Annotated in this window: 20 protein-coding genes and 1 tRNA gene; 3 read left to right on the top strand and 18 right to left on the bottom strand. The window is 59.9% G+C overall.

Annotated features, from left to right (window positions below; translation table 11 throughout):
• Positions 1-81: 81 nt before the first annotated feature.
• Genes F599_RS0100470 through argC form a run of 4 tightly spaced genes read right to left on the bottom strand, consistent with a single transcriptional unit; the run spans position 82 to position 4,493 of the window.
• The gene (locus F599_RS0100470) at positions 82-1,281 is read right to left on the bottom strand and encodes an acetylornithine transaminase (RefSeq protein WP_019541573.1); all 1,200 of its coding nucleotides are present in this window, start codon (positions 1,279-1,281) and stop codon (positions 82-84) included.
• Positions 1,282-1,295: 14 nt separating this feature from the next.
• Complete coding sequence (argB, locus tag F599_RS0100475; RefSeq protein ID WP_019541574.1) at positions 1,296-2,180, bottom strand: acetylglutamate kinase; 885 nt, start codon at positions 2,178-2,180, stop codon at positions 1,296-1,298.
• A gap of 14 nt (positions 2,181-2,194) precedes the next feature.
• A complete protein-coding gene (gene argJ, locus F599_RS0100480) occupies positions 2,195-3,406 on the bottom strand; it encodes a bifunctional glutamate N-acetyltransferase/amino-acid acetyltransferase ArgJ (protein ID WP_019541575.1) in 1,212 nt (403 codons plus the stop codon).
• Positions 3,407-3,458: 52 nt separating this feature from the next.
• Positions 3,459-4,493, bottom strand: coding sequence for an N-acetyl-gamma-glutamyl-phosphate reductase (gene argC, locus F599_RS0100485; RefSeq protein ID WP_019541576.1), 1,035 nt, complete (start codon positions 4,491-4,493; stop codon positions 3,459-3,461).
• A 156-nt stretch (positions 4,494-4,649) separates the two neighbouring features.
• Between argC and F599_RS0100490 the strand changes: the two genes are divergently transcribed.
• A complete protein-coding gene (locus tag F599_RS0100490; RefSeq protein ID WP_019541577.1) occupies positions 4,650-5,486 on the top strand; it encodes a transglycosylase domain-containing protein in 837 nt (278 codons plus the stop codon).
• Between the two features lie 130 nt (positions 5,487-5,616).
• On the opposite strand, the gene F599_RS0100495 is transcribed toward F599_RS0100490, so the two are convergent.
• From F599_RS0100495 to F599_RS0100545, 11 genes are all read right to left on the bottom strand, one after another.
• On the bottom strand, positions 5,617-6,192 hold the full coding sequence (locus tag F599_RS0100495) for a hypothetical protein (protein ID WP_019541578.1): 576 nt from the start codon (positions 6,190-6,192) through the stop codon (positions 5,617-5,619).
• Between the two features lie 413 nt (positions 6,193-6,605).
• A complete protein-coding gene (gene sdaAA, locus F599_RS0100500; protein ID WP_019541579.1) occupies positions 6,606-7,484 on the bottom strand; it encodes an L-serine ammonia-lyase, iron-sulfur-dependent, subunit alpha in 879 nt (292 codons plus the stop codon).
• Positions 7,485-7,493: 9 nt separating this feature from the next.
• Positions 7,494-8,159 (bottom strand): L-serine ammonia-lyase, iron-sulfur-dependent subunit beta, encoded by a 666-nt coding sequence (gene sdaAB / locus F599_RS0100505; protein WP_019541580.1) that lies wholly within the window; start codon positions 8,157-8,159, stop codon positions 7,494-7,496.
• Positions 8,160-8,434: 275 nt separating this feature from the next.
• The gene (gene dapA / locus F599_RS0100510) at positions 8,435-9,322 is read right to left on the bottom strand and encodes a 4-hydroxy-tetrahydrodipicolinate synthase (protein WP_019541581.1); all 888 of its coding nucleotides are present in this window, start codon (positions 9,320-9,322) and stop codon (positions 8,435-8,437) included.
• Between the two features lie 157 nt (positions 9,323-9,479).
• Positions 9,480-12,398: an insulinase family protein gene (locus F599_RS0100515; protein ID WP_019541582.1), complete on the bottom strand. Its 2,919-nt coding sequence runs from the start codon at positions 12,396-12,398 to the stop codon at positions 9,480-9,482.
• 245 nt (positions 12,399-12,643) lie between these two features.
• Positions 12,644-12,720: transfer RNA gene (locus tag F599_RS0100520), tRNA-Pro, on the bottom strand.
• Between the two features lie 121 nt (positions 12,721-12,841).
• Complete coding sequence (gene nifJ / locus F599_RS0100525) at positions 12,842-16,366, bottom strand: pyruvate:ferredoxin (flavodoxin) oxidoreductase (RefSeq protein WP_019541583.1); 3,525 nt, start codon at positions 16,364-16,366, stop codon at positions 12,842-12,844.
• Between the two features lie 62 nt (positions 16,367-16,428).
• A complete protein-coding gene (locus F599_RS0100530) occupies positions 16,429-17,865 on the bottom strand; it encodes an amino acid permease (protein ID WP_019541584.1) in 1,437 nt (478 codons plus the stop codon).
• Positions 17,866-18,092: 227 nt separating this feature from the next.
• Positions 18,093-18,284, bottom strand: a complete 192-nt coding sequence (locus tag F599_RS0100535; protein ID WP_019541585.1) for a type II toxin-antitoxin system Phd/YefM family antitoxin — start codon at positions 18,282-18,284, stop codon at positions 18,093-18,095.
• Positions 18,285-18,297: 13 nt separating this feature from the next.
• On the bottom strand, positions 18,298-19,251 hold the full coding sequence (locus tag F599_RS0100540; RefSeq protein ID WP_019541586.1) for a magnesium transporter CorA family protein: 954 nt from the start codon (positions 19,249-19,251) through the stop codon (positions 18,298-18,300).
• Positions 19,252-19,477: 226 nt separating this feature from the next.
• Positions 19,478-19,969, bottom strand: coding sequence for an HD domain-containing protein (locus F599_RS0100545; protein ID WP_019541587.1), 492 nt, complete (start codon positions 19,967-19,969; stop codon positions 19,478-19,480).
• A 217-nt stretch (positions 19,970-20,186) separates the two neighbouring features.
• On the opposite strand from F599_RS0100545, the gene F599_RS0100550 reads away from it, so the two are divergent.
• Both F599_RS0100550 and F599_RS0100555 read left to right on the top strand, forming a co-directional pair.
• Positions 20,187-21,734, top strand: a complete 1,548-nt coding sequence (locus F599_RS0100550) for a purple acid phosphatase family protein (RefSeq protein ID WP_019541588.1) — start codon at positions 20,187-20,189, stop codon at positions 21,732-21,734.
• 129 nt (positions 21,735-21,863) lie between these two features.
• Complete coding sequence (locus F599_RS0100555; protein ID WP_019541589.1) at positions 21,864-22,979, top strand: YibE/F family protein; 1,116 nt, start codon at positions 21,864-21,866, stop codon at positions 22,977-22,979.
• Here F599_RS0100555 and hslO read toward each other — a convergent pair.
• From hslO to ribH, 3 genes are all read right to left on the bottom strand, one after another.
• On the bottom strand, positions 22,927-23,805 hold the full coding sequence (hslO, locus tag F599_RS0100560; protein WP_019541590.1) for an Hsp33 family molecular chaperone HslO: 879 nt from the start codon (positions 23,803-23,805) through the stop codon (positions 22,927-22,929). The genes F599_RS0100555 and hslO overlap by 53 nt on opposite strands.
• A gap of 102 nt (positions 23,806-23,907) precedes the next feature.
• On the bottom strand, positions 23,908-24,465 hold the full coding sequence (gene yfcE / locus F599_RS0100565; protein WP_019541591.1) for a phosphodiesterase: 558 nt from the start codon (positions 24,463-24,465) through the stop codon (positions 23,908-23,910).
• A gap of 16 nt (positions 24,466-24,481) precedes the next feature.
• Positions 24,482-24,949: a 6,7-dimethyl-8-ribityllumazine synthase gene (gene ribH, locus F599_RS0100570; RefSeq protein ID WP_019541592.1), complete on the bottom strand. Its 468-nt coding sequence runs from the start codon at positions 24,947-24,949 to the stop codon at positions 24,482-24,484.
• Between the last annotated feature and the right edge of the window lie 22 nt (positions 24,950-24,971).

Raw genomic sequence — 24,971 nt, forward strand, 5'->3', positions numbered from 1 at the left:
ACCTCCAAATCTTGATATGTTCCATGAAGGTCACCATTGTCCTTCATTATACAACATTGCTTCATGCCTGACTAGGGCCGGTCAGCAGTATTTCGGCAGGACATCGTCGAGCTTCGCGAGGACGTCATCGACCTGCTGCTCTGTGATGATGAGCGGCGGGATGAAGCGCAGGACGTTGCCTGCTGTGCAGTTGATGATGGCTCCCTTCGCGAGGACATCATTGACGATGTCACGGCCAGGGCGCGTGAGCTCCGCGCCGAGGATGAGCCCCGTGCCGCGCACTTCCTTGATGAGCGCGGGGTATTTCTGCTGGAGGCTCAGCAGCTGTGCCTTGAAGTAGCTGCCGACCTTCTCGACATGTTTGAGGAACGCAGGCTGCGGCACGGTGTCAAGCACGACGTTCGCCGCGGCACAGGCCAGCGGATTGCCGCCGAAGGTCGTGCCGTGATCGCCCGGCTTCATCGCGGCTGCCGCTTCCTCGGTCGTGATGAAGGCACCGATGGGCACGCCGCCCGCGAGGCCCTTCGCGAGTGTCACGATGTCCGGCTTCACGCCGTATTTCTCGTAGGCGAAGAACTTGCCGCTGCGGCCGATGCCTGCCTGGATCTCGTCGAAGATGAGCAGCGCGTGGTATTTGTTGCAGAGCGCGCGCACCTGCTCGAGGTAGCCGGGCGCCGGTGTATAGACGCCGCCCTCGCCCTGTATGGTCTCGAGCATGACGGCGCAAGTCTTCTCACTCATCATCTGCGCGAGCGCGTCAATGTCATTGTAGGGAACGTAGTCAAAGCCTGCCGGCAGCGGGCCGAAGCCCTCATGGTAGTGCGGCTGTCCCGTCGCCGTGAGCGTCGCAATCGTGCGGCCATGGAAGCTGCCCAGCGCCGTGATGATCTGCGATTTCTCCGGGTCGAGAGAATGCGCGTATTTGCGCGCGACCTTGATGGCGCCCTCGTTCGCCTCCGCACCGGAGTTGCCGAAGAACGCCCGGTCGAGTCCCGAGAGCTTCACGAGTTTCGCTGCGGCATCTGCCTGCGTCTCTGTATAGTAGAGGTTCGAGCAGTGGATCATCTTGCCTGCCTGACGGCTGATGGCCTCGACGAGCGGTGCGTAGGCGTGGCCGAGCACGTTGACGGCGATGCCGCCGAGGAAGTCGAGGTACTTGTTCCCGTCCACGTCATAGGCATAGGCTCCCTCGCCGTGGTCGAGAACGATCTTGTAACGGCTGAAGACCGGCAGATAGTCCGCCGCATCCTCAGCAAAAACCTTCTCATCTATTTCACTCATAAAACAAAACTCTCCTATCTGACGACCTGTGTGCCGATGCCCTGCGGCGTCAGCACCTCGAGCAGGATGGAGTGCGCGAGGCGGCCGTCGATGATATGCGCCTTGACCGCGCCGGCGTCGAGCGCCTTGAGGCATGCCTCGATCTTCGGGATCATGCCGCCCTCGATGATGCCGGTTTTGATGTACTCCCGCGCCTCCGCCTGATGCAGCGTGGAAATGAAGGTATCCTTGTCATGATAGTCCTTGTAGACGCCTTCGATATCCGTGAGCAGCAACAGCTTTTCCGCGTGGAGCGCGCCGGCGATCTCCGCAGCGACGTAGTCTGCATTGATATTGTAGCTCGCGCCCTCCTCATCGACACCGATCGGCGCGATGACGGGGATGTAGTCATGGTCGATGAGATCGTCGAGCAGACCGGTGTCGACTTTCTCCACCTCGCCGACATAGCCGATATCGACCTTTTTCGCATCATCGCCATCGTAGACGGTCGCGAGCTTCTTCTTCGCGCGGATGAGGCCCGCATCCTTGCCCGAGATGCCGACGGCCTTGACGCCGCGGTGATTGAGCAGGTTGACAATCTCGGAATTCACCTTGCCGTCGAGCACCATCTCCGCGATCTCGACGGTCTCCTCATCTGTGACGCGCAGGCCGGAGACGAAGGATGTCTGCTTGCCGACCTTCTTGAGGAAGCCGGTGATCTCCGGACCGCCGCCGTGAATGATGACGGGGCGCACACCGACGTACTTGAGCAGTGCGATATCCTCCATGACCTTTTCCTTCAGGGTATCGCTCACCATGGCATTGCCGCCGTACTTGACGACGATGGTCTTACCGTAGAACTTCTGGATATAAGGCAGCGCCTCGATGAGGACGGATGCCTTGTCCTCTGCTGAAAACATCGAAGCTCCTCCCATCAGGTGTGATACTCCCCGTTGATCTTGACGTACTCATAGGAGAAGTCACAGGTCCAGACCGTCGCCTCGCTGCCGCCGTCCGCAAGATCGATGTCGATCGTGATGTCGTGCTCCGCCATGACCTCGGCGATCTTCTCCGTATCCGTCTGCGCGCCGACGCCATGCGCATAAACCGGGATGCCGCCGAAGCTCACAACGGTCTTTTCGGGGTCCATCGGAACGCCGGCATAGCCGACGGCGCAGATGACGCGGCCCCAGTTCGGATCCTCGCCAAAGAACGCCGTCTTGACGAGCGGGCTGTTGGCGACGGCCATGCCGACCTTCTTCGCGTCAGCAAAGGACTTCGTCCCCTTGACGTGGATCGTGAGGAACTTCGTCGCGCCCTCGCCGTCCGCAGCGATGCGCTCCGCCATGCCCTGGCAGATAGCGTGAAGCGTCTCGACGACCTTGTCGTAGTCCGCGCCCTTGGCCGTGATCTTCTCATTGCCTGCCTCGCCGTTCGCGAGGACGATGACCATGTCGTTCGTGCTCATGTCCCCGTCGATGGAGATCATGTTGAACGTCGTTTCCACAACGCCGGAAAGCGCTTCCTGCAGGAGCTTCTGATCGATGGCGAGGTCTGTCGTCACATAGCAGAGCATCGTCGCCATGTTCGGACGAATCATGCCCGAGCCTTTCGCGATGGCGCCGAAGCGGACTTCCTTGCCGCCGAGCGTGATGGACGTCGCGCATGCCTTCGTGTGCGTATCCGTCGTGATGATGGCGTTCGCCGCCTTCTCGCTGCCGTCCGCGGCCAGCTCGCTGACTGCCTGCTTGACACCTTTTTCGACCTTTTCCATCGGCAGCGTTACGCCGATGACGCCCGTCGAGCCGACGATGACATCGAGCGGCTCACAGCCGAGTGCCGCTGCCGCGACCTCCTGCGTCTTCGCCGCGTCCGCGTCACCCTGCGCGCCCGTGCAGGCATTCGCGCAGCCAGAGTTCGAGACGACGGCATGCGCTGTGCCCGTCGCTACGACCTTCTTCGACGCGTAGACCGGCGCCGCCGCGACCTGGTTCTGCGTGAACGTGCCGGCGACGACGGCTTCCTTCGCCGTATAGATGACGGCGACGTCGGGATTGCCGCTCTTCTTGATACCGGCCTTGACGCCCGCCGCCTGGAACCCTTTCGGATACGTTACGCCTTTTTTCGCATTTTCTTCACTGAACATGTTGCATGCCTCCTGGAAATCTTAGTGTATATCAGCTATGATTGCTGGTGCATCATGGGTACATCGGAGCAACATCGAGCGCGGTCTTCTCGTCGAAACCGCAAGCGATATTGAAGTTCTGCACAGCCTGCCCGGCTGCGCCCTTGACGAGGTTGTCGATAGCGGAGAGCGCGATCACGCGGTGCGTGCGTTCATCGACATGCCACGCGATGTCGCAGAAATTCGAGCCGCGCACCTCCTTCGTCGAGGGATAGCCGCCGCGCCCGAGCAGTCGGATGAAGAACTCCTTGTCGTAGAGCTTTTCATAGGCCGCGTCGATGAGCTCCGGCGTCACGCCCTCCTTGAGATCGGCATAGCAGGTCGCGAGGATTCCTCGCCCCATCGGCACGAGGTGCGGCGTGAAGTTGATGAGCGTCTCTTCATCGGAAAGATCCGCCACCGCCTGCTCGATTTCCGGTGTATGCCTGTGATGCGCGACATTGTACGCACGAAAATTATCGTAGAGCTCGGGGAAATGGTTCGCGAGCTTCGGCGAGCGCCCCGCGCCGGTGACACCGGACTTCGCATCGACAATGATGCTCTTCGTATCGATGAGGTGGGACTTGGCGAGCGGCGCGAGCGCGAGGATGCTCGCCGTCGTGAAGCATCCCGCATTGCCGATGATCTTCGCGGATCGCACCGCGTCGCGGTAAAGTTCGGCGAGCCCGTAGACGCGCGGCGCGTCCGTATATGTATGCTTCACATGGTACCATTCCTCGTAGACCGCCGTATCATCGAAGCGAAAATCCGCGCCGAGGTCGATGATGCGCACCGGCAGATCGGCAAGCGCTCGCGCGACCTCCATCGCGTGTCCGTGCGGCAAGCCGATAAAGATGAAATCGCTGTCCTCGCCGATGGCCCTGATGTCCTGCATGCTCTCGAGCTTCATGTCGTAGAGTCCTCGCAGATGCGGATAAAGAGAGGCGATCGACTCGCCCGTATGGCTCTCTGACGTGATGTGCACCACATCCGCCTGGGGATGCTGATAAAGAATGCGTAGGAGCTCCGCTCCAGCATAGCCCGTAGCACCTAAGACACTAACCTTCATTCTGGTCCCTCCCGAAAACGGCCTGCGCCGCTTCTTGAATCTGATGTTTATAATTATACGACTTTTATGCATAAAAATGCAAGGGCTTTTTCCATATTTTTCGCTACGATTCGCTTATGCTATAATAGAAGTGAATCCAGCAAAGGAGCATCGTCTATGAAAAGAAACAAGAGACGCCGACTGCGGCCGCTCCGCTTTCTCATCTTTCTTCTGCTCACCTTCTTCCTCACCTTCTCCCTCTCTGGAGGACTCAATATCTTCCTGCCGCGCACCTGGCAGGGCATCGGTGATTTCCTGCCCAAGCTGTCATACCAGCCGCCGGCGGGGCGTTCCGATACGGAGTACCGCCAGATTTCCACACTAGACCGCCTCAGCCGCCTCGTCTTCCTGCGACGCGCCGTCAATGCTCGCGTGGCCAGAGACGACTACGTGCCGTTCGCCAAGCTGTCGCCCGATCTCATCCATGCCGTCGTCGCCGTAGAGGACCGGCGATTCTACGAACATCACGGCATCGACATGGAAAGCATCGCGCGCGCCGCACTCGTGAACCTCCAGTATGGCAGCATCGAGGAGGGCGCGAGCACCATCACACAGCAGCTCGTGAAGAATCTCTTCCTCAGTCACGAGCAGACCTTTGGCCGCAAGGCGGAGGAGGTCCTGCTCGCCCTCGACATGGAGGCCAATTACTCCAAGAACGAAATCCTCGAGCTCTACCTCAACACGATCTATTACGGCAGCGGCTACTACGGCATCGCCGCCGCCGCGGACGGCTATTTCGGCAAGGCACCGCAGGATCTTGCACTGCCCGAGGCCGCCATGCTCGCGGGCATCCCGAACGCCCCCTCCGTCTACTCGCCCTATGTCGATTTTCTCATGGCGAAAAAGCGGCAGTTCGTCGTGCTCGACGCAATGAAGGACGCTGGCTACATCAACAGCGAACTGGCGGAGGAGGCAAAAATCAAGCCTCTAACGCTCGTACAGACGAGGAAGTAAACGGCTTCAAAAACCACCGTGTGCCACAGCGCAATCCCCCGTCGCGGCATATCATCCTGCCGGTCATCGCACCTGTCATAAGACAAGAAAAGAGAGTCCCATCATCTAGTGGGTACTCTCTTTTTCTATCTCATTTTTTCTTGTCAGCCTTCGCGTCTTTCTTCTGCTGCTCTCCGATGGAGCGCTCGAAATTCTTGTAGAACTGCTCGCAAAGGTTCTGGTACGTCGTGACATCATCCTTTTCCGAACGGTTTGCCTGAATCTGGTAGGAATAAAGAAGCTCGTTCGATCCCGCCTTGTAGACATCGAAGAAGAACGACGTGCGGCTGTCGTTCGCGACAGTCAGCACGACATAGGCATCCGCATACTTGCCGGCATTCTCCTTGAACACCTTGGCGGCCTGATGGCGGTCGAGTGCCTTGATATCGACCTTCGTATCCGTCTTGACACTTGCCGCGACTGTATCGTACGGAATGACATACATGCGCGCGACTTTGCTCGCCTCGCTCTCAATCTGGATAAGCTGGTCCATCGTCGGCGCGAGTTTATCCGTCTGCATGTAGAGCGGCTTTGCGAGCGCGAGGCGATGGATGCCCGTGATGTCCGCGCCCTCCACCAGTGTTACCTTATCCGAGTTTGCGAACGCTACCTGCGTACTGAAGACAACGAGGCATAGAACGAGCAGCATCTGCATCAACTTTTTCATGGAAGTACCCCCTGCTTTCAACTTTCACCACTGCGAGGAATTCCGCGGCGCGCAGACGCCGACAGGCTTCTCTGCCGCAAGACCGCTGGCTGCTTATCACCGGAAGATTCCTCGTTCTCTTGGTACCATCAGCGAGTGCTGGTTCAGCTGATCTCTCACCAGACCAGCACTTCTTTTCTTTATTTCTCCCCTGAAGAGAAAAATCCTGCTTCCTCACGAAAGTTTTAGGAACCGCTGATGAAACGGAGTACTCCGGATTTGCGTGGATGCGCTGTATCTCCCTAGGAGACAAACCGGAAGCGTAGCAACCAAAACACTCCATCGCGTTTTGTGCTGAGGATTGTAGGGCGACGAGAGGACAGTGCAGATGCGCAAAGGCAGGGTGCTGAATTCATCAGTGATTCCTTAGGCTATCAGCTGTGCGACGGATAGATCTGCGCGGCGAGTGCCCTACCTGTCTCCGTCGCCGCGAGGCCGCCCTCCGCGGTCTCCTTGAGTGCATGCGGCATCATGCGGCCAATGGCTGCCAGTGCCTCGATGACATCGTCGATGGGGATCACGGATTTTACGCCCGCAAGACTCATATCGGCCGCGAGCATCGCATGCACCGTACAGAACCCATTGCGCTTGACGCAGGGCACCTCGACAAGGCCCGCCACGGGGTCGCAGGCGAGGCCGAGCAGATTCTTTATCGCGAGTGCGCAGGCATTGCCGACGGCCGCGGGCGTGCCGCCTGCAAGCTCGACGAGCGCAGCGGCTGCCATGCCGGCCGCCGTGCCACACTCCGCCTGACAGCCGCCTTCCGCGCCTGCGATCGACGCGTTCTGGTCGATGACCATGCCGATCCCCGCCGCTGTAAAGAGTGCTCCGACGATGGTCTCCTCTGATACACGGCGCTGTTCTCGCGCCACATAGAGTGCCGCCGGCACGATACCGCAGCTGCCGGCCGTCGGGCAGGCGACGATGCGCCCCATGACGGCATTGACCTCACTGACACCGACGGCATACGCCGCCGCGTGCAGGACGCGTGTTCCGAGGTAGCCACGCTCCGCATAGGCGTAGATTTTCTCCGCGTCACCGCCCGTGAGACCGCTCACCGAGTGCTCTTCGTTCTCAATGCCGCGTTCGATGGCCGCTTGCATGACCTCCCAGTTTTTCTTCATCTCGTCGAGCAGCGCCTGCCGCGTTCTCTGCGCGTCGTGCATCTCGTGTGCGATGACGATTTCATGAATGGGGACATCCTTCTCCTCGGCAAGCCGGACAAGCTCGCCAACCGTATGAAAACTGACCATCTAGACCTCCTAACCGACGGGCGGAATGCTGAACGCATTCTCCACATCGCAGACTTCCCGGCACGCTTCGACGACCTCCTCCGCAGGCACGTCATCGAGCTCCATGATCATCATCGCTGTCTCACCGCGATTCCGCCGGGAGACGCGCATGAACGCGATATTGACCTCATAGCGCGAGAGGATCTGCGTCACCTGCGTGATGACGCCGGGCCTGTCGCGATGGATCGTGATGAACGACGGATAGGCACCCGTGAGCTCCACCTCATACCCATCGATGTTCGTGATGAGGATATTCCCGCCACCGACCGACGCGCCGCGCACACGCGTAACGCGCCCCGACGCACCTGTGAGCGCGAGGATTGCCGTATTCGGATGTGCCTGCTCCAAGCTGACGGGCGCGAAACGGTACTTCACCCCCTGTCGCGTCGCGATCTGCAGAGCCTCGCGGATGCGCTCATCATCCGGTGCGAAACCCAGGATGCCAGCGACAAGCGCCTTGTCCGTGCCATGACCGCGATACGTCTGAGCAAACGAGCCGTGCAAGAGAATCTCCGCCTTGACCGGCACCTCTCCGAGCACCTGCCGCGCCATGAGTCCGAGGCGGACAGCGCCCGCCGTGTGAGAACTCGAAGGACCGATCATCACCGGTCCGACGATGTCAAAGACACCATGCATACATCATACACCACCTTGAGAGTATCTCCCTGTTGCGGAGCTTGCCCCGCCCCGATAAAACATCTAACCAGGCACGCTGTGCCTGTATCCCATATCCCTGGGAAGCTGTTACTGAAATGCGGCGTTCCAAAAGTAATTGCTGTGCGTACAAACATCCATTCTGGTCACATAGAAAGAGGCTCCCATATGTGGAAGCCTCTTTGCTTGCATATAGAGCACAACGAACGCCCATTTTGTAGACATCATCCGCCCGTCCTTACAGTAAATCTGACATCTTATTTGAGCAACCCATGTTGTCGGAGCGCGGTTTTAAGCTTCTCCTCATGTGCCGGCTCCATCGGCGAGAGCGGCATGCGGAGCGGGCCCGTCTGATAACCGAGGAGCTGCATCGCCGTCTTCACGGGGATGGGATTGACCTCGCAGAAGAGCGCATCGATGAGATCGCAGTAATCAATCTGCATCTTCGCAGCTTCCGCCGTCTTGCCCTCAAAATAGAGCTCACACATCTTGTGCGTGTCCTGCGGCGCGACATTGGAAAGCACGGAGATGACGCCCTTGCCGCCGAGCGAAAGAATCGGGATGATCTGGTCGTCATTGCCAGAATAAATCGTAAGCGCGTCGCCAACCGCTGCGCGCAGGCGCAGGATCTTCGAGAGATCACCGTTGGCCTCCTTGACTGCCGCGATGTTCGGATGCTGCGCGAGCTTCACATACGTCTCCGTCTGGATGCCCACGCCCGTACGGGACGGCACATCGTAGAGGATAAGCGGGATGTTCACGCTGTCAGCAATGGCCGTGTAGTGCGCGACGAGGCCATTCTGCGTGCATTTGTTGTAATACGGCGTCACGACGAGCAGTGCATCGGCGCCGACGCTTTCCGCGTACTGAGAGAGCTGGATGGCATACGCTGTCTCGTTCGAGCCCGTGCCGGCAATGACGGGGATCCGGCCCTTCACCTGTTCGCAGGCGAACTTGATGACCGCGCGATGCTCCGCATCTGTCATCGTCGCAGACTCTCCCGTCGTGCCCGTGATGACGATGGCGTCCGTACCGCCGGCAATCTGATCCTCGATCACGCGGGCAAGCTCATCGAAATTGATGCCGTCCTCCGTGAACGGCGTAATAAGAGCGACAGCTGCGCCCTGGAAAATCTCTTTTTTCACAAATAGCCCTCCCTATCAGCTTCGCGCAATTTACAATGGAGCCGCACCGAATGACGGCGTGTCCATGTAAGGGCATGCAGGCGGAGTGCGCCCGCAAAGTTTCCTATATTATTGCATGACGAGACTTGAAAGTCAAGGAAGCGCACGCGCTTCCGTCTCAATCCATCACGCGCGTCAACCGCCCGAAGAGCGCGGCGTTTTCCTTTACTTTCTCCTCCGCACCGAAGACACAGATAGCATTCTCGTGCATGCAAGCGTCGATAAGCGGCGCGAGCGCGCGGATATCCTCCTGCCGTGTGCTGAGAATCTCGTCGCGCGACTGCTGACGATCCTCGTAGGTGATGCCGCGCAGGTAGCACTCCGCCGCAGCCTCGCCCTTCATTTTCGGCGTCAATGGCATGTCGACGCCGCTCATCGTGCCGATGATGGACTTGAGCATCTCGCGGTTCGTCGCCTCGAAATGGCGTACGACCTCCGCTGTCCCGTCAAAGACATCAAGCGTCTCCTTGAGATTCGGGTCGCGGTAGGAGCCGAAAAAGAGCTGCCCGTCGCGCCGCAGCCGTGTGAACGCGCCGTATGCACCGCCTTGCACGCGGATCTTCGTCCAGAAATAGCCGTAGCGCAGCAGCGTCTCGAGCACGCGCATCGCGCCCGTATAGGAAAAGCCGAGCTGCTTGAAGTTCGCGCCCTTACCGACGTACTGGACCTGGCTAGCGGAGAGGAAACCGTCGTTTTTCTTCTTGAGCGGGAAATGATACTCCTCTTTAGGATACGCCTCCGCTGGCAGATGTTGGAGGAAATGCCCGAGCTCTGCCTTGGCGGCTGCCGCATCGGACGCAGAGATTGTCAGACTGACGACGAGTCCCTCGCCGCCGAAGAGACGCGGCAACAGGCGTGACGCAGCCTCGCGCAGGCGAAGGAGCGAGGCATCGAAATCCTTGAGGAACGCCTTGACGAACTCATAATACGGCAGCGCGCCCTCATCCTCATACGCGCCCGCCTTCGTGAAATATGCGGCGAGGCGCGAGGCCACGACGTTATGCGCGCTGCGCTGCATGTTCATCTCGATGGAGACCTGCTCCTGCTCGAGGAGTTCCTTCAGGCGCTTCGCGTCCGTAAACTGGCTCTCCATGAGGATTTCCCGCAGCAGCGAGAAGAGCTCCGGCAGTTTGCGCGTGAGCGCCTTTGCCTTCACGCGCAGCTTCGGCAGGAACGTCTCCGGCGCGTCCTTGTAGGTGTAGGCACCAAGGTCGAAGCTCATGCCGCCCGTATGGAGGTTCGCGAGATTCGCGAGTTCCATATAGGAGTGCTCCTGCGTGTCCACGCTGCCGAGCAGGGCGCAGAGCAGATAGGCGTACGGCAGATCCGCCTGCGCGACCCGCGAGGCGTCGAAATAGAATGTGAGGTAGGCGATGCCGTTCGTCTCCACGTCGCTCTCGAGCAACTTCCTGCCTGCAATCTTACTGACCGCGAGCGGCAGCTCGTAAGCCTTTCTGCGAATGTCATCGAGCTTCAGCACAGGAATCGTCGCGAGCGCCTCCGGCGTATCCGGCGTCTGCTGGCGCAGCTTGAGCGCCTTCGTCCCCTCGATGACTGCCTGGATTTCCTCCGCGCTCATCGCCCGCTTGCGCGCCGCGAGCTCTTCTGTCATCACGCGCTCTTTCTCCGCTGCGAGCGTCGTAGACGGTGCGAGCGTCAGAAGTACTACATGCGGATTATCGAGCAGATACGTCTCTATAAGCCGCTCGAAATACCCCTGCGCGAGGCCATCGCGCAGTTCCCTGAGCGTATCCTCATAGAAGAGATAGTCCAGCGCATCGCCGTCATAGAGCCAGCTCCGCAGGCAATGGATATTGTAGATGAGCCCTTTCGGCGCCGAGCCGAAATCCGCCTCGCGCAGCTTGAACTCAAAGCGGTTGAGTGACGCCTCCATGAGCGTTCGGTCGAGCCCGTCTGCTACGAGGCGGCGCAGCGTCTCCATGACGGTCGTGTAGAATTTCTCCTGACGCTCCGCTTCCGAATTGTTGATGATGATAGAGAAAAAAGGCTCCATGAGATCTGTCTCGAACTCTGAATCAACATCCTTGCCGAGATGTGCGTCGATGAGCGCCTTGCGCAGCGGCGCCGCCGGCGTACGGAGCAGGGCATGCTCGAGGATCTCGAATGCGAACATCGTCTTGGCGTCCTGCGCCTCGCCGATCTTCCAATTCAATGACAGGAACGTCTTTTCCCGTGTCTCCTCCCCCGCACTCACCGGATATTCCTGCGCGGCATGGCGCAGCGCGTCGAACGCTGGCTGACGATCGATGTGCGAGGGCACGGGGATGCGGTCGAAGTGCGAGAGATATGCTTCGTCGAGGTAGCGCAGCTTCTCATCGATATCCATATCGCCATAGAGGTAGATATAGCTGTTCGACGGGTGATAATATCGCGCGTGGAAGTCCGTGAACATCTGCTGCGTGAGCTGCGGAATCGCCGCCGGGTCGCCGCCGGACTCATAGTGGTACGTCGTATCGGGATAGAGTGCGGCCATGATCTTGCTCTCGAGCAGATCGTCCGGCGAGGAAAGCGCGCCCTTCATCTCGTTGTAGACGACGCCGCTGTAAGTGAGCGGTGCCTCCGGGCTCTCGATTTCATAGTGCCAGCCCTCCTGCATGAGCACCTGCGGGTTCTCGCGCATCGCGGGATAGAATACCGCGTCGAGATAGACATCCATGAGATTCTGGAAATCCTTATCGTTGCGGCTCGCGACAGGATACATCGTCTTGTCCGGGTACGTCATCGCATTGAGGAATGTATTGAGGCTGCCTTTGACGAGCTCGACAAACGGCTCCTTGAGCGGATATTTGCGCGAGCCGCAAAGCGTCGAGTGCTCGACGATATGCGCGACGCCCGTGTCATCCGTCGGCGGCGTGCGGAACGTGATGGAGAATACCTTGTTGTCGTCCGTCGTCTTCAGATAGAGCATACGCGCACCGCTTTTTTCGTGCGTAAACTCATACGCCGTCACATCCGCCTCGGGCACCGGCGTCTCCCGCAGCAGGCGAAAGCCGTGGTAAGCCTCTTGTATCTTCATGGAAATTCCTCCTTGCTGTCGTTTCAAAACATCCCCATTATACCATAATGTGTACGAACAAACTATACATCGTCACCACCACGCACCATAGAACAGCCTGTTCCAGCAATCCCGTAGCAGGACATACAGCGTGATGCGCAGCATCCTGACCTCCTGCCCTATCCATTCGCAGCACACCCTGCCTCCGCATCCTTGTCAGCCATAAGAAAAAGGCCAGCCCCACGGCTGACCTCTGCTCTCAGAAATGGTCGGGATGACAGGATTCGAACCTGCGGCCTCTTCGTCCCGAACGAAGCGCGCTACCAAACTGTGCCACATCCCGACAACGATGATTATTATACGCTATTTGCAGAAGAAAAGCAAGCATTTTTTTAAACAGGAAACCGCGCACAGCCCCCTGCGGGCCATGCGCGGTTTTTCCTATGACATCTCAGCCAGCAGGCTTATTTGCCAGCAAGCTTCTTGTACGTATTGTAGCGCGTCTCCGCGTCATGCTGCGTCTTCTCGAAGAGCGCCTCTGCGGCCTCCGGGAAGCTGCGCTTGAGGTTGATGTAGCGGTTCTCGCCCATGAGGAACTCCTGGAACTTCGAGAAGTCCGGCTCCTTGGAATCGAGGCTGAACGGGTTCTTGTCCGTGCCCACGAGCTGCGGGTTGTAGCGGAAGTTCGCCCAGTAGCCGCACTCGACGGCGAGCTTGCCCTCGAGCTGCGAGCAGCCCATGCCCTTGCGGATGCCATGGTTGATACACGGCGAATAGGCAATGATGAGGGACGGGCCCTGATACGCCTCAGCCTCGGCAATCGCCTTGAGAACCTGGTTGTGGTCGGCGCCCATGTCGACCTGCGCGACATAGACGTAACCGTACGTCATCGCCATGCGGCCGAGATCCTTTTTCTTCGTGCGCTTGCCGGAGGCAGCGAACTGCGCGATGGCAGCTGCCGGCGTCGCTTTGGATGCCTGACCGCCCGTGTTGGAGTAGACCTCCGTATCGAAGACGAAGACATTAACATCCTCGCCGGAAGCGAGCACATGGTCGACGCCGCCGTAGCCGATATCGTACGCCCAGCCGTCGCCGCCGAAGATCCACTGCGAACGCTTGACGAAATAGTCCTTTTCGTCGTAGATCTTGTTGAGGAGCTCGTCCGCGCCCTTTTCTGCTGCAAGAAGCGTCTCGAGCCGATCCGCGCGGTCACGCGTGCCCTCGCCGCTGTCCATGTTGTCCTTCCAATCCTTCATGGCAGCCTGGAGCTCCGCCGAGCCCTTGCCCGCCTCGATGGCCGCCGCGACATCCGCCGCGAGGCGCGTGCGGCAGGCTTTCGTGCCGAGGAGCATGCCGAGACCGAACTCCGCATTGTCCTCGAACAAGGAGTTCGCCCATGCCGGGCCCTGGCCCTTGGCGTTCTTCGTGTACGGCATCGCCGGCGCGCTGCCACCCCAGATGGAGGAGCAGCCCGTCGCGTTCGCGACCATCATGCGGTCGCCGAAGAGCTGCGTGATGAGCTTCGCGTACGGCGTCTCACCGCAGCCGGCGCAAGCGCCGGAGAACTCGAAGAGCGGCTGCTCGAACTGCGAGCCAATGACCGTCGTCTTCTTGACGGGGTTCTTTTTCGGCGCAACTTTCTCCGTATCGATACCGTAGTCAAAGTACGCCTGACGCGCCTTACCGGCGTCGTCGAGCGGCTTCATCTCGAGCGCCTTGACCGGGCAGACCTGCGCGCAGTTGCCGCAGCCGAGGCAGTCGAGCGTCGAGACAGCGATCGTGAGGTGCATGCCTTTCGCCACGCGAGAGTTCGTCGCAGGCATGCCCTCCGGCGCCTTTGCGAGCTCCTCATCCGTCGTGAGCACGGGGCGGATCGCCGCATGCGGGCAGACGAACGAGCACTGGTTGCAGCCGATGCACTTCTCCGCATCCCAGACCGGCACATTGATGGCCGTGCCGCGCTTCTCATAGGCGGAGCCGCCGACCGGGAACGTGCCGTCCTCCATGCCGTCAGCGAACTTGGAGACGGCGAGCTTGTCGCCCTCCTGGCGGTTCATGACTTCCTGAATGTCCGTGATGAACGCCGGTACGTCGCGTTTCTCCGCCGGTGCGTCCTCCGCCGTCTGCCAGGACGCAGGCACCTCGACCTTGTGCAGCGCGTTGATGCCCTGGTCGATGGCGCCGTGGTTCATGTTGACGACCTTCTCGCCCTTCTTGCCGTAGGACGTGACGACGGCATCCTTGAGGTACTTGACCGCCGTGTCGATGGGGATGATGTTCGCGAGCTTGAAGAACGCGGACTGCATGACCATGTTGAAGCGGCCGCCGAGGCCGAGGCCCTTGGCGATCTCCACGGCGTTGACCGTGTAGAACGCAATCTCATTCTTCGCGATGAAGCGCTTCATCGCGGCCGGCAGGTGCTTCGTGAGCTCCTCGTCGCTCCAGACCGTGTTGAGCAGGAAGACGCCGTGCGGCTTGAGGCCGGCGAGCAAATCATACTGATAGACGTACGACTGCTGCGAGCAGCTGATGAAGTCCGCCTTATTGATGAGGTACGGGCTCGTGATCGGCTGCTTGCCGAAGCGCAGATGGCTCATCGTGATGCCGCCGGACTTCTTTGAGTCATAGGCGAAATACGCCTGCGCGTACATGTCGGTCTTATCACCGATGATCTTGATGGCGCTCTTGTTCGCGCCGACCGTGCCGTCCGAGCCGAGGCCCCAGAACTTGCAGGCCGTCGTGCCCTCCGGCGTGAGGTCGACATCCGTATGACTCGGCGCGAGGCTCGTATGCGTCACATCGTCGTCGATGCCGAGCGTGAAACCGTTCTTCGGCGCATCCTTGGAGAGCTCGTCATAGACAGCGAAGATCTGATCCGGCGTCGTATCCTTGCCGCCGAGACCATAGCGGCCGCCGACGATGACCGGGCTGCGGTCAGAACTGTAATACGCGGCCTTGACATCGAGGTAGAGCGGCTCGCCGATGGCGCCCGGTTCCTTCGTGCGGTCGAGGACGGCGACCTTCTTGACCGTTGTCGGGAGCTGCTTGAGGAAATGCTCCACGGAGAACGGACGGTAGAGATGCACATTCAGGAGGCCGACCTTCTCGCCGTTCTTGTTCAGATAGTCGACGACCTCCTCCGCCGTCTGGCAGACAGAGCCCATCGCGATGATGACGCGGTCGGCGTCCTTCGCGCCATAGTAGTCAAAGAGATGATGCTCGCGGCCCGTGATCTTCGCCATCTGCGCCATCGCTTCCTCGACGAGCTCCGGCAGGGCATCGTAATAGCGGTTGACCGCCTCGCGCTCCTGGAAATAGATATCCGGGTTCTGCGCCGTGCCGCGGATGACCGGATGATCCGGGTTGAGCGCATTGCGGCGGAACTTCTTGACCGCATCCCAGTCGAGGATCTTGCCGAGATCGTCGTAGTCGACCATCTCGATCTTCTGGATCTCATGAGACGTGCGGAAGCCGTCGAAGAAATTGATGAACGGCACGCGGCCTTTGATGGCGACGAGATGAGCGACAGCAGAGAGATCCATGACCTCCTGCACGCTTGCCTCGGCGAGCATCGCGCAGCCAGCCTGGCGCGCAGCCATGACATCCTGGTGATCGCCGAAGATATTCAGCGTGGACGTCGCGAGCGCACGCGCCGACACATGGAAGACACCGGGGAGCAGCTCGCCGGAAATCTTGTAGAGGTTCGGAATCATCAGCAGGAAGCCCTGAGACGCCGTGTAGGTCGTCGTCAGAGCGCCTGCCTGCAGCGAGCCATGCACAGCGCCGGCAGCACCGGCCTCCGACTCCATCTCGATGACGCGAACCGTCTCTCCGAACAGGTTCTTTTTGCCATGCGCGGCCATCTCATCCACATGCTCCGCCATCGGCGAGGACGGCGTGATCGGATAGATCGCTGCGACATCCGTAAACGCATAAGAGATGTAGGCGGCGGCCGTGTTGCCGTCCATGGTTTTCATCTTTTTGCTCATGTTAAAGCTCCCCTCTTTTGATGCATTGTACCAGCGAGTATACAATATACTCTCTACCTCATTTATTTTACATGCCGCTCTCGCGAATGTAAAGAACAGATTGACGGGTTCTCCGCTGCCTGCCGCCGTCCTTCCCGGCTGTGCCGGAAGCCGTACGCGAAATAAATCAGGATGCCCAGCGCGCTCCAGATCCAGAAGCGCTCCCAGGTCATCGACGAAAGGTTGTACATGATGTAGCCGCAGCTCGCAACCGCGAGCAGGCTCATGAGATGGATGGCAGGACAGCGGAACGGCCGGTGCGCATCCGGATAACGGTAGCGCATGACGACGACGCCGACAGCCGAGACGATGAACGCGAAGAGCGTCCCGACGCTGCACATCTCCGCGACGACATGGATGGGCGTAAAGCCAGAGATGAGCGCGACGCCCAGCCCCACGATCACCGTGATGCGGTGCGGCGTCGCGTAGCGCGGATGAATCTTACAGACCGCCTGCGGGATCAGGCCGTCGCGGCTCATCGCGAAAAACGCACGCGTCTGCGCGTACATCATGACGAGCAGCACTGTCGTAAGCCCGGCGATAGCGCCCGTTCCCACGAGCGCCGAGCCGAACCGATAGCCGAGCTCGCGCAGCACATAGGCGACAGGCTCGGCGTTATCGAGCTGCGCGTAGGGCACATTGCCCGTCATGACCGCCGTGACGCCCACATAGAGCAGCGTGCAGACGACGAGCGAGGCGATGATGCCGATCGGCATATCGCGCGCGGGGTTGCGCGTCTCCTCCGCCGCCGTCGCCACGGAATCCACGCCGAGGTAGGCGAAGAATATCACGGCGGCGCCCGCCGATACGCCCGCCCAGCCAAACGGCAGGAAGGGCTCCCAGTTCGTGACGTCGACGGAGGGCGCCGCGAGGAACAGGAAAATGAAGATGGCAAGCAACTTGACACCGACGAGCGCCTTGTTCACCGTCACACTCTCATGCACGCCGCGGATGAGCAGCGTAGAGAGGAACAGCGTGATGAGCACCGCCGGCAGGTTCACGATGCCGCCGTCCGCGGGAACCGCGGTGTACGCAGACGGCAGGTCGATGCCCGCCGTCTTAAGCAGGCCGACGACATAGGCGGACCAGCCGCCCGCCACCGCCGACGCGCCCACGGAATACTCCAGCACGAGATTCCAGCCGACAAGCCAGGCAAAGAACTCACCTACCGACGTATAGGCGTAGGCATAGGCGCTCCCCGCCACCGGCACCATCGACGCGAGTTCCGAGTACGTCATGCTCACGAAACCGCATGTCACCGAGGCAATCAGAAAGGAAAGCATGAGCGCTGGCCCCGCGTATTTCGCGGCCGCTACGCCCGTCAGGACAAAGATGCCCGTGCCGACGATGACGCCGATTCCGAGCAGCGTCACATCGAGCGCCCCCATCGTGCGCCGCAGATGAGAAGCGGCGGCATCCATCTGATATGCTTCTATGCTTTTGGTACGCAAAAACTTCAAAAATACACCCTCCTCACAGGTTGCCTTACGAGTATACATTCTATCATATCTCGGCATAAATAGGAAGTAGTTGAACGAAAAAGAACACAAAAATAAAAAATCACACTCCAACCGATACAACACGGATACAATCGTTCTGTGGCAAGGCCCTTATGTCACATGTAGCAATCCACTCTCTTCCCACGCGACTGCCGCAAATCTCCCGTGACAAAGAAAGGACCGCCACATCAGTCGTGGCAGTCCTGAGCGCTGCGCGCCTCGTAGAGGCTGCGCCGCAGCGCATTATAAGCGTCGAGAGAGAGCAGCACGACATCCTTTCCATTTTTCCGCTCGATGAGGAACGTCTCTCCCTCTTCGGCGGCGCGGTCGGCAATGAGCGTGAACTCCTCCAGAAAGCTCCCCGATGGTACGGCCTCCATCCGCATCCTCCCCTCAGAACATGTCCCGCCGCCAGAGCACATAGGCGGAGGTGACGGAAATCGCGAACGCGATGACCATGATATACGCAAAGCCGAACGGATTCTCCGCGAACGGCACGGGGACGTTCATGCCGAAGAAGCTCGACACGACCGTCGGAATCGCGATGATGATCGTCATCGCGGCCAAGAACTTCATCACGAGGTTCTGGTTATTAGAGATAATGGAAGAAAACGTATCGGCCAGACGCGCGAGGATCTTGCTGTACATCTCGACCATCTCGCGCGCCTGCTTGTTCTCGATGATGACATCCTCGAGCAGATCCTCATCCTCCTCATACGTCTTGAGGATGGGCTGCAGGCTCTGGTTGTTGCGCATGCGCGTGAGCTTGTCGAGCACGGCACCGTTCGAACGGATCGCGGCGTTGAAATACGTCAGGCCCTTCTGCAGCGTCAGGAGGCGCAGGATCTCGCTGTTTTTCATATCGTGACGCAGCTGATCCTCGATCTCGTCAGACGTCTTAGAGATCTGACGCAGATAGCGCAGGAAATACGTCGCGGACTTATAGAGGATCTGGAAGAGGAACCGCGTCTTCTTGTACGTGCGGAAGAGCTTCGCCGTGCGCTCATTGAACTCCATCATCACGGGCGTCTCTTCGAGGCAGACCGTGATGATGTATTCCTCCGTCACGATGATCGCAAGCGGCAGGGCATCATAGCTGTCGCGGTCGCGGCAGACCGGTACGTTCGTCAGAACCATGACGGAGTCGTCCTCGACATCCGTATGGGAACGCTCCTCATCATCGAGCGCTGACCGCAGGAAATCGGGATCAACCTCCGTGAGATTGCTCACGACCTTCAGCTCGTAGGGTGTCGGATCGATGATATTGATCCACGCCCCCTTCTCTAACGTCTTCAGCGTGAGCTCCACGAGCGGACCGCTCTCCATTGATTTGTAGATTTTCAGCATGGATGGCTGTCTCCTTTCGGTCAGGGAAGCGCCATCCCCTCAGACTGCCATCAGGCAGCACAAAGAACAGGACGGCCTCCCCTGTATTCTTTTTTGCATCGCTTGGGCTCCGCTGAGCTAGGGTGGTCGTCCATGTTCCTCACCGTCCTTATTTCTTAGATTAGATTTTATCCGAACCTCATTTTATACCGCTGCTTCCTCTTTGTCCAGACCATGAAAAGAATTTTCAAGCCAGACCATATACCGCATCGAGCAGCCGGATGCCGCTGCGCGTACGGAAGACCTTCGCGCGGAACGCCCTGATGCCCTGCGCGGAGAGCCCATCCTCATAGGCATTGACGAGGAAATCCGCCTCGAGAAGAATCTGGTAATCCAGCCCGTCCACGCCGTCATACGTATGATGATGTGCAATGAGATAGCAGACGCGTTCGATGAGCGCCTCCTCGCAGTCGAGGCTCTCCAGCAGCGCCCGCGCCGGCGCCGGTCCCTCGATCTCCTGATACTTCCCCGCGGCGCTGCCGTATTTCTCTTCCGCCGCATGGATACCGATGTCGTGCAGGATGGCCGCCACCTCGAGCCGCTCCTGCACGTCGGGCGGCAGCTGCTCCTCCCTGCCGATCAGCGCCGCGTAAGCGTGCACCTTGAGAAAATGCTGGATGCGCCGCGCGTCGCCCGCGTCGTACGCGATCATCTTTTTGAGCACCAGATCCAGATTCATCGAAATCCCTCCTCATGAATTGCATGCAAAGTATAACACATCGGCAAAGGCTTCGCAAAATATCGCGCAGCGTATCGCCTGCGCCAATCTGTCCTGTCCATACTGGCGGGCAGGATTTACATCGATTTTACATAGCCGTAACAGCCGCCCGCCCATTTCATGCTAGGGTAGGGAAAGAATCGCTCACTGATGTGAAATGTAGGAGGTCTTCCAAACCATGAAATTTTGCAAAAGCAAGAAACGCATCACCGCCTATGTGCTGCTCGCGCTCTGCGCGGCCACGACGGCGTATGCCGCTACCGAGCATTGGAACGATGCTTCCCTGACGCCCAAGGCCGTCGTCGCGACGCAGGCCGGCGACCAGAACTGGGAGCAGTGGAAAGCCAGCTGGGAAACGATCAAGACAGACTACGAACAGGTCTCTCTCGCCCCCGGCAAGAATGCTTCGCAGATGAATTTCGCCTGGTACTCCAGGGAACAGGCCAAGAACGCGGTAGTCCGCGTCTCGACGCATGAGGATATGTCGGGCGCAGCGGACTACCGCGGCACATCCAAGGAAGGAACGCTCGTCGCCGGCACGCAGTACTATACGAACAAAGTGACGGTGCGCGGCCTCAAGCCGGAGACGACGTATTACTATCAAGTGAAGGTCAACGGCGACTGGAAGCCGGTCGCATCGTTCAAGACGGGCAATCCTGACGACTTCACGTTCATGTATGTCGGCGACCCGCAGATCGGCGCCTCGAAGGGCCAGACGTCGTCGGAGGGCAACAAGCAGGACGGCGAGCTTGCAGCCCGCAACGATGCCTACAACTGGAACAAGACGCTCAACAGCGCGCTCGCCCAGCACCCAGAGATCAACTTCCTCGTCTCCCCGGGCGACCAGATCAATGAGCCCGCGGAGGACCAGTCCGAGAAAAAGATCCAACTGCAGGAGATGCAGTACGCGGGCTACCTCTCCGCCAAGGCGCTGCGCAGCCTGCCGGAGGCCACAAGCATTGGCAACCATGACAGCATGACCATCGGCTACCAGAACCACTTCAACGTGCCGAATCCGTTCACGGAAGAAGCGACGCCGACGGCTGCCGGCCACGGCTATTTCTACTCCTATGGCAATGCGCTTTTCATCGTCATCAACGCGAACAACTACAACGCGGCGGATCACGAGGCACTCATCAAGAAAGCCATCAAATCGAACCCGAACGCGAAATGGCGCATCGTCGTCATGCATCAGGATATCTACGGCAGCGGCCTCGACCACTCCGACTCCGACGGCATCCTGCTGCGCACGCAGCTCACGCCGATCTACGACGCGAACAAGATTGACGTCGTCCTGCAGGGCCACGACCACACCTACGCGCGCACATACCAGCTCTCGAGCGACGGCAAGCAGCATGCGGACTTCGCCGAGTACAAGGTCGCAGGCCAATCCGGTCAGCATCACAACCTCATCAATGCGGCGCTCAAGGACAGCGCGAAGAAATCCGTCTATGAGAGCCAGAACCTCTGCTACACGATTGCCGACATGCGCCAGGGCACGCTCGTGAACCCGAAAGGCGTCTTCTACATGTCCTCGAACTCGGCGACAGGCTCGAAGTTCTATCAGCTCATCCCGCAGCAGCAGGACTACGTCGCGGCACGCAACCAGAGCTGGCGTCCGACGTACTCCGTCATCCATATCACGAAGGATTCCTTCACCATCGACACATATGACGCGGAGACGGGAACCCCCATCGACGAGACGTACCGCATCGTCAAGAACTGATCCTACCTGCCCCCACATTTCTCCATAGAGACTGCTGCGCCTCCCCCTGCATGCGGCAGTCTCCCCATATGACGATATTCGGCCGCACGGATTTTTTCATCCGCGCGGCCTTTGAAATGAGGTCTTTCCATGCAATCACTTTTCAAACGGTTCGGCGTCGCCCTGCTCGCCGTCGCCCTGCTCGCCTTTCTCTTTCATCTCAACGATATCGAAAAGCCACAGCTCGTCAATACGCAGGGACGCAGCTTCGAACGCGCGACGGTCACGGAGATCCTGCGCGACAACCTGCAGGAGAACGGCAGCCACATCGGCGACCAGGTCGTACGCCTGCGCTTCGCGGACGGTGCGGAGGCCGAGGCGAACTGCCCGAACGGCCTGCTCTTCGGCACGGTCTGCACGCCGGGCATGACGGTCATCGCCATGCGCAGCCAGGCGGGCGCGCTCGCCTCCTCCACGGTGTACAGCTACGACCGCACGAAATCTGTCATCTGCTTTCTCGTCTTTTTCTGCGCGCTGCTCATCCTCGTCGGCGGCAGCAAGGGGCTGAAGTCCGTGCTCGCGCTCATTCTGACCTTCGCGAGCTTCCTCTTCTTTTTCTTCCCATTGCTCATGCACGGCGTCGCGCCGATTCTCGCCGCGGTCATCACGGCGACCATCATCCTCTCGCTCACCGTCTGGCTCATCTGCGGGCAGACGAAAAAAGCCCTCGCCGCCGGCATCGCCGCGTTCGGCGGCGTGCTGGCGGCAGGGCTTGCCGCAGAGGGCTTCGGTGCCGCGGCGCATCTCTCCGGCTACAATGTGACGAACATCGAGGCGCTGCTCTTCGTCGCGCAGAACACGCGCATTGATGTCGGCGGCCTGCTCTTCGCCGGCATCCTCTTCGCGAGCCTCGGCGCGGTGCTCGACATCGCGATGGATGTCGCGGCAGCGGTCGCGGAGATTGCAGAGACGCGCCCCGCCTCCTCCCGGGAGCTTTTCGCGAGCGGCATGCGCGTCGGACAGGATGTCATGGGCACGATGGCCGCAACGCTCATCCTCGCCGTCTTCGGCGGCTCACTCGGCGCCTGGGTGCTCGACTACGTCTACGACCTGCCGCTCTTGCAGCTGATGAACTCGAACGGGCTCGATATCGTCATCATGCAGGGCCTCTCAGGCGGCATCGGCGTCATCCTCACCGTGCCGCTCGCCGCATTCAGCGCTGCGCGGCTGCTTTCTCGTAAAGCACCTGGAGCTCCTCGCCCGTGAACGCGTACCGCTCGCCGCAGAAATGGCAGACGACCTCCGCCTTGCCGTCCTCGACGAGCGACTTGAGGTCATTAAGGCCGAGACTCAGCAGCACCTCGCTGATGCGCTGCTTGGAGCAGGTGCAGCGAAAGGCGAGATCCGTCGTCGTGAGATAGTCGATTGAAAAGCCTTGGAGGAGCGCCGCGATGATGCCCTTCGCATCTAGTCCCTGCTCGACGAGGTGGGAGACGGACTGCACATGGCTGAGGTTCTCCTCGAGCCGTCCGATGGTCTCCTCCGTCGCGTCCGGCAGCGGCTGGAGCAGGAAGCCTCCGGCGCCGATGCAGCGGAAGTCCGGATCGACGAGCACGCCGAGGCCGACGCTCGAGGGCGTCTGCTCGGAGTCGTAGAGATACTTTGTCAGATCGTCAGCAATCTCGCCGTCCGTGAGCGCCGTGCTGCCCGTCACGGGGTTGCGCAGTCCCGTGAAACGCGTGACCGTCACCATGCCGTCCGCGCCGACGCCGCCGCCGACGTCAATCTTCCCCTTCGCGTTCAGCGGCAGATTGACATGCGGATTGCCGACCGCGCCGCGCACGAAGCCTTCCGGCACAGCATCCGCCGTCACCTTCCCCAGGGGGCCGTGGCCATCAAACGTGATGGTCACGGCCTCTTTGTTCTTGAGGTTCGCCGCGAAGAGCAGCGCGCCCGTCATCGTCCTGCCGAGCGCGGCGGCCGCCACGGGATAGCAGTCATGGCGGCGGATGGCCTCATTCACGAGGTCGGTCGTCACGGCGGCGTAGACGCGCACGCCGTCCGCCACCGCCTTTACGAGATGATCCTTCATTTTCATTTCTTCCTTTCTGAGCGCGCTGCACACGCGGAAAAAAACTGCCCCATCCAGACGCAGCGCAGGAGGATGGGACAGCAATCGTCATATCATCTGAAATCACAGCTTGCGCTCGGCGAGGCAAGCGCCCGTCGCGAGCTCGAGGATGCGGATGACACCGTCCTCGAGTACAGCGATGGTGTTCTTGCCGTCCTCGCGCTTCGAGAGCGCCGCGGAACCGGGATTGAGGAACACCGTCTGACCGCGCTTCTCAAGGACGGTCGTATGGATGTGCCCGCTGATGAAGAGGTCCGCCCGAAGGTGCCGCGCGAGCGCATCCTTCGCCTCGTCCGTCATCACGGCATCGCCGTGCGTGACGATGATGCGCAGCCCCTCGTAGACGACGTAGGCATACGGCGCGAGTATCGGCAGCTCGAGGCAGCTCGCGTCGACATCGGAGTCGCAGTTCCCCTTCGCGATGACGACGGGCACCGGGCAGCTGTTGATGCGGCTGACAAGCCCCGCGGGGTTGTAATCCGCCTTGCGCGGGTTGCGCGGCCCGTGGTAGAGTACATCGCCCGCGTGGAGGATCATGTCCGCATCCTGGAAATATTTCTCATAGGCGTCCGCCCAGGCCATCTCGTGGCCGTGCGTATCGCTGATGATACCGATCTTCATAGTCCGCGCCTCGCTCTCAATCGATTTTCTTCAGGAGGTTCGCCATCTCCATGGCTGCCATCGCGCCGTCGACGCCCTTGTTGCCTGCCTTCGTGCCTGCGCGCTCGATGGCCTGCTCGATGTTCTCCGTCGTCACGACGCTGAAGATCGTCGGCACGCCCGTCGTCATGCCGACCTGCGCGACGCCCTTCGACACCTCGTTGCAGACGTAGTCGTAGTGCGTCGTCGAGCCGCGGATGACGGCGCCGAGGCAGATGACGGCGTCGTACTTGCCGCTCGCTGCGAGCTTCTTCGCCACGAGCGGGATCTCGAACGCGCCCGGCACCCAGGCGACATCGATATCCGCGTCGTCCGCCTCATGGCGGTGCAGTGTATCGAGCGCGCCGCTCAGGAGCTTGCTCGTGATGAATTCATTGAAACGCGCGACCACGATGCCGAATTTCAGCCCCTTGCCTGTCACATATCCTTCCAAAACATTTGCCATAAAGCTCTCCTCCCTCAACTTT

The organism is Selenomonas bovis DSM 23594, from assembly GCF_000381005.1.
Lineage (GTDB): Bacteria > Bacillota > Negativicutes > Selenomonadales > Selenomonadaceae > Selenomonas_C > Selenomonas_C bovis.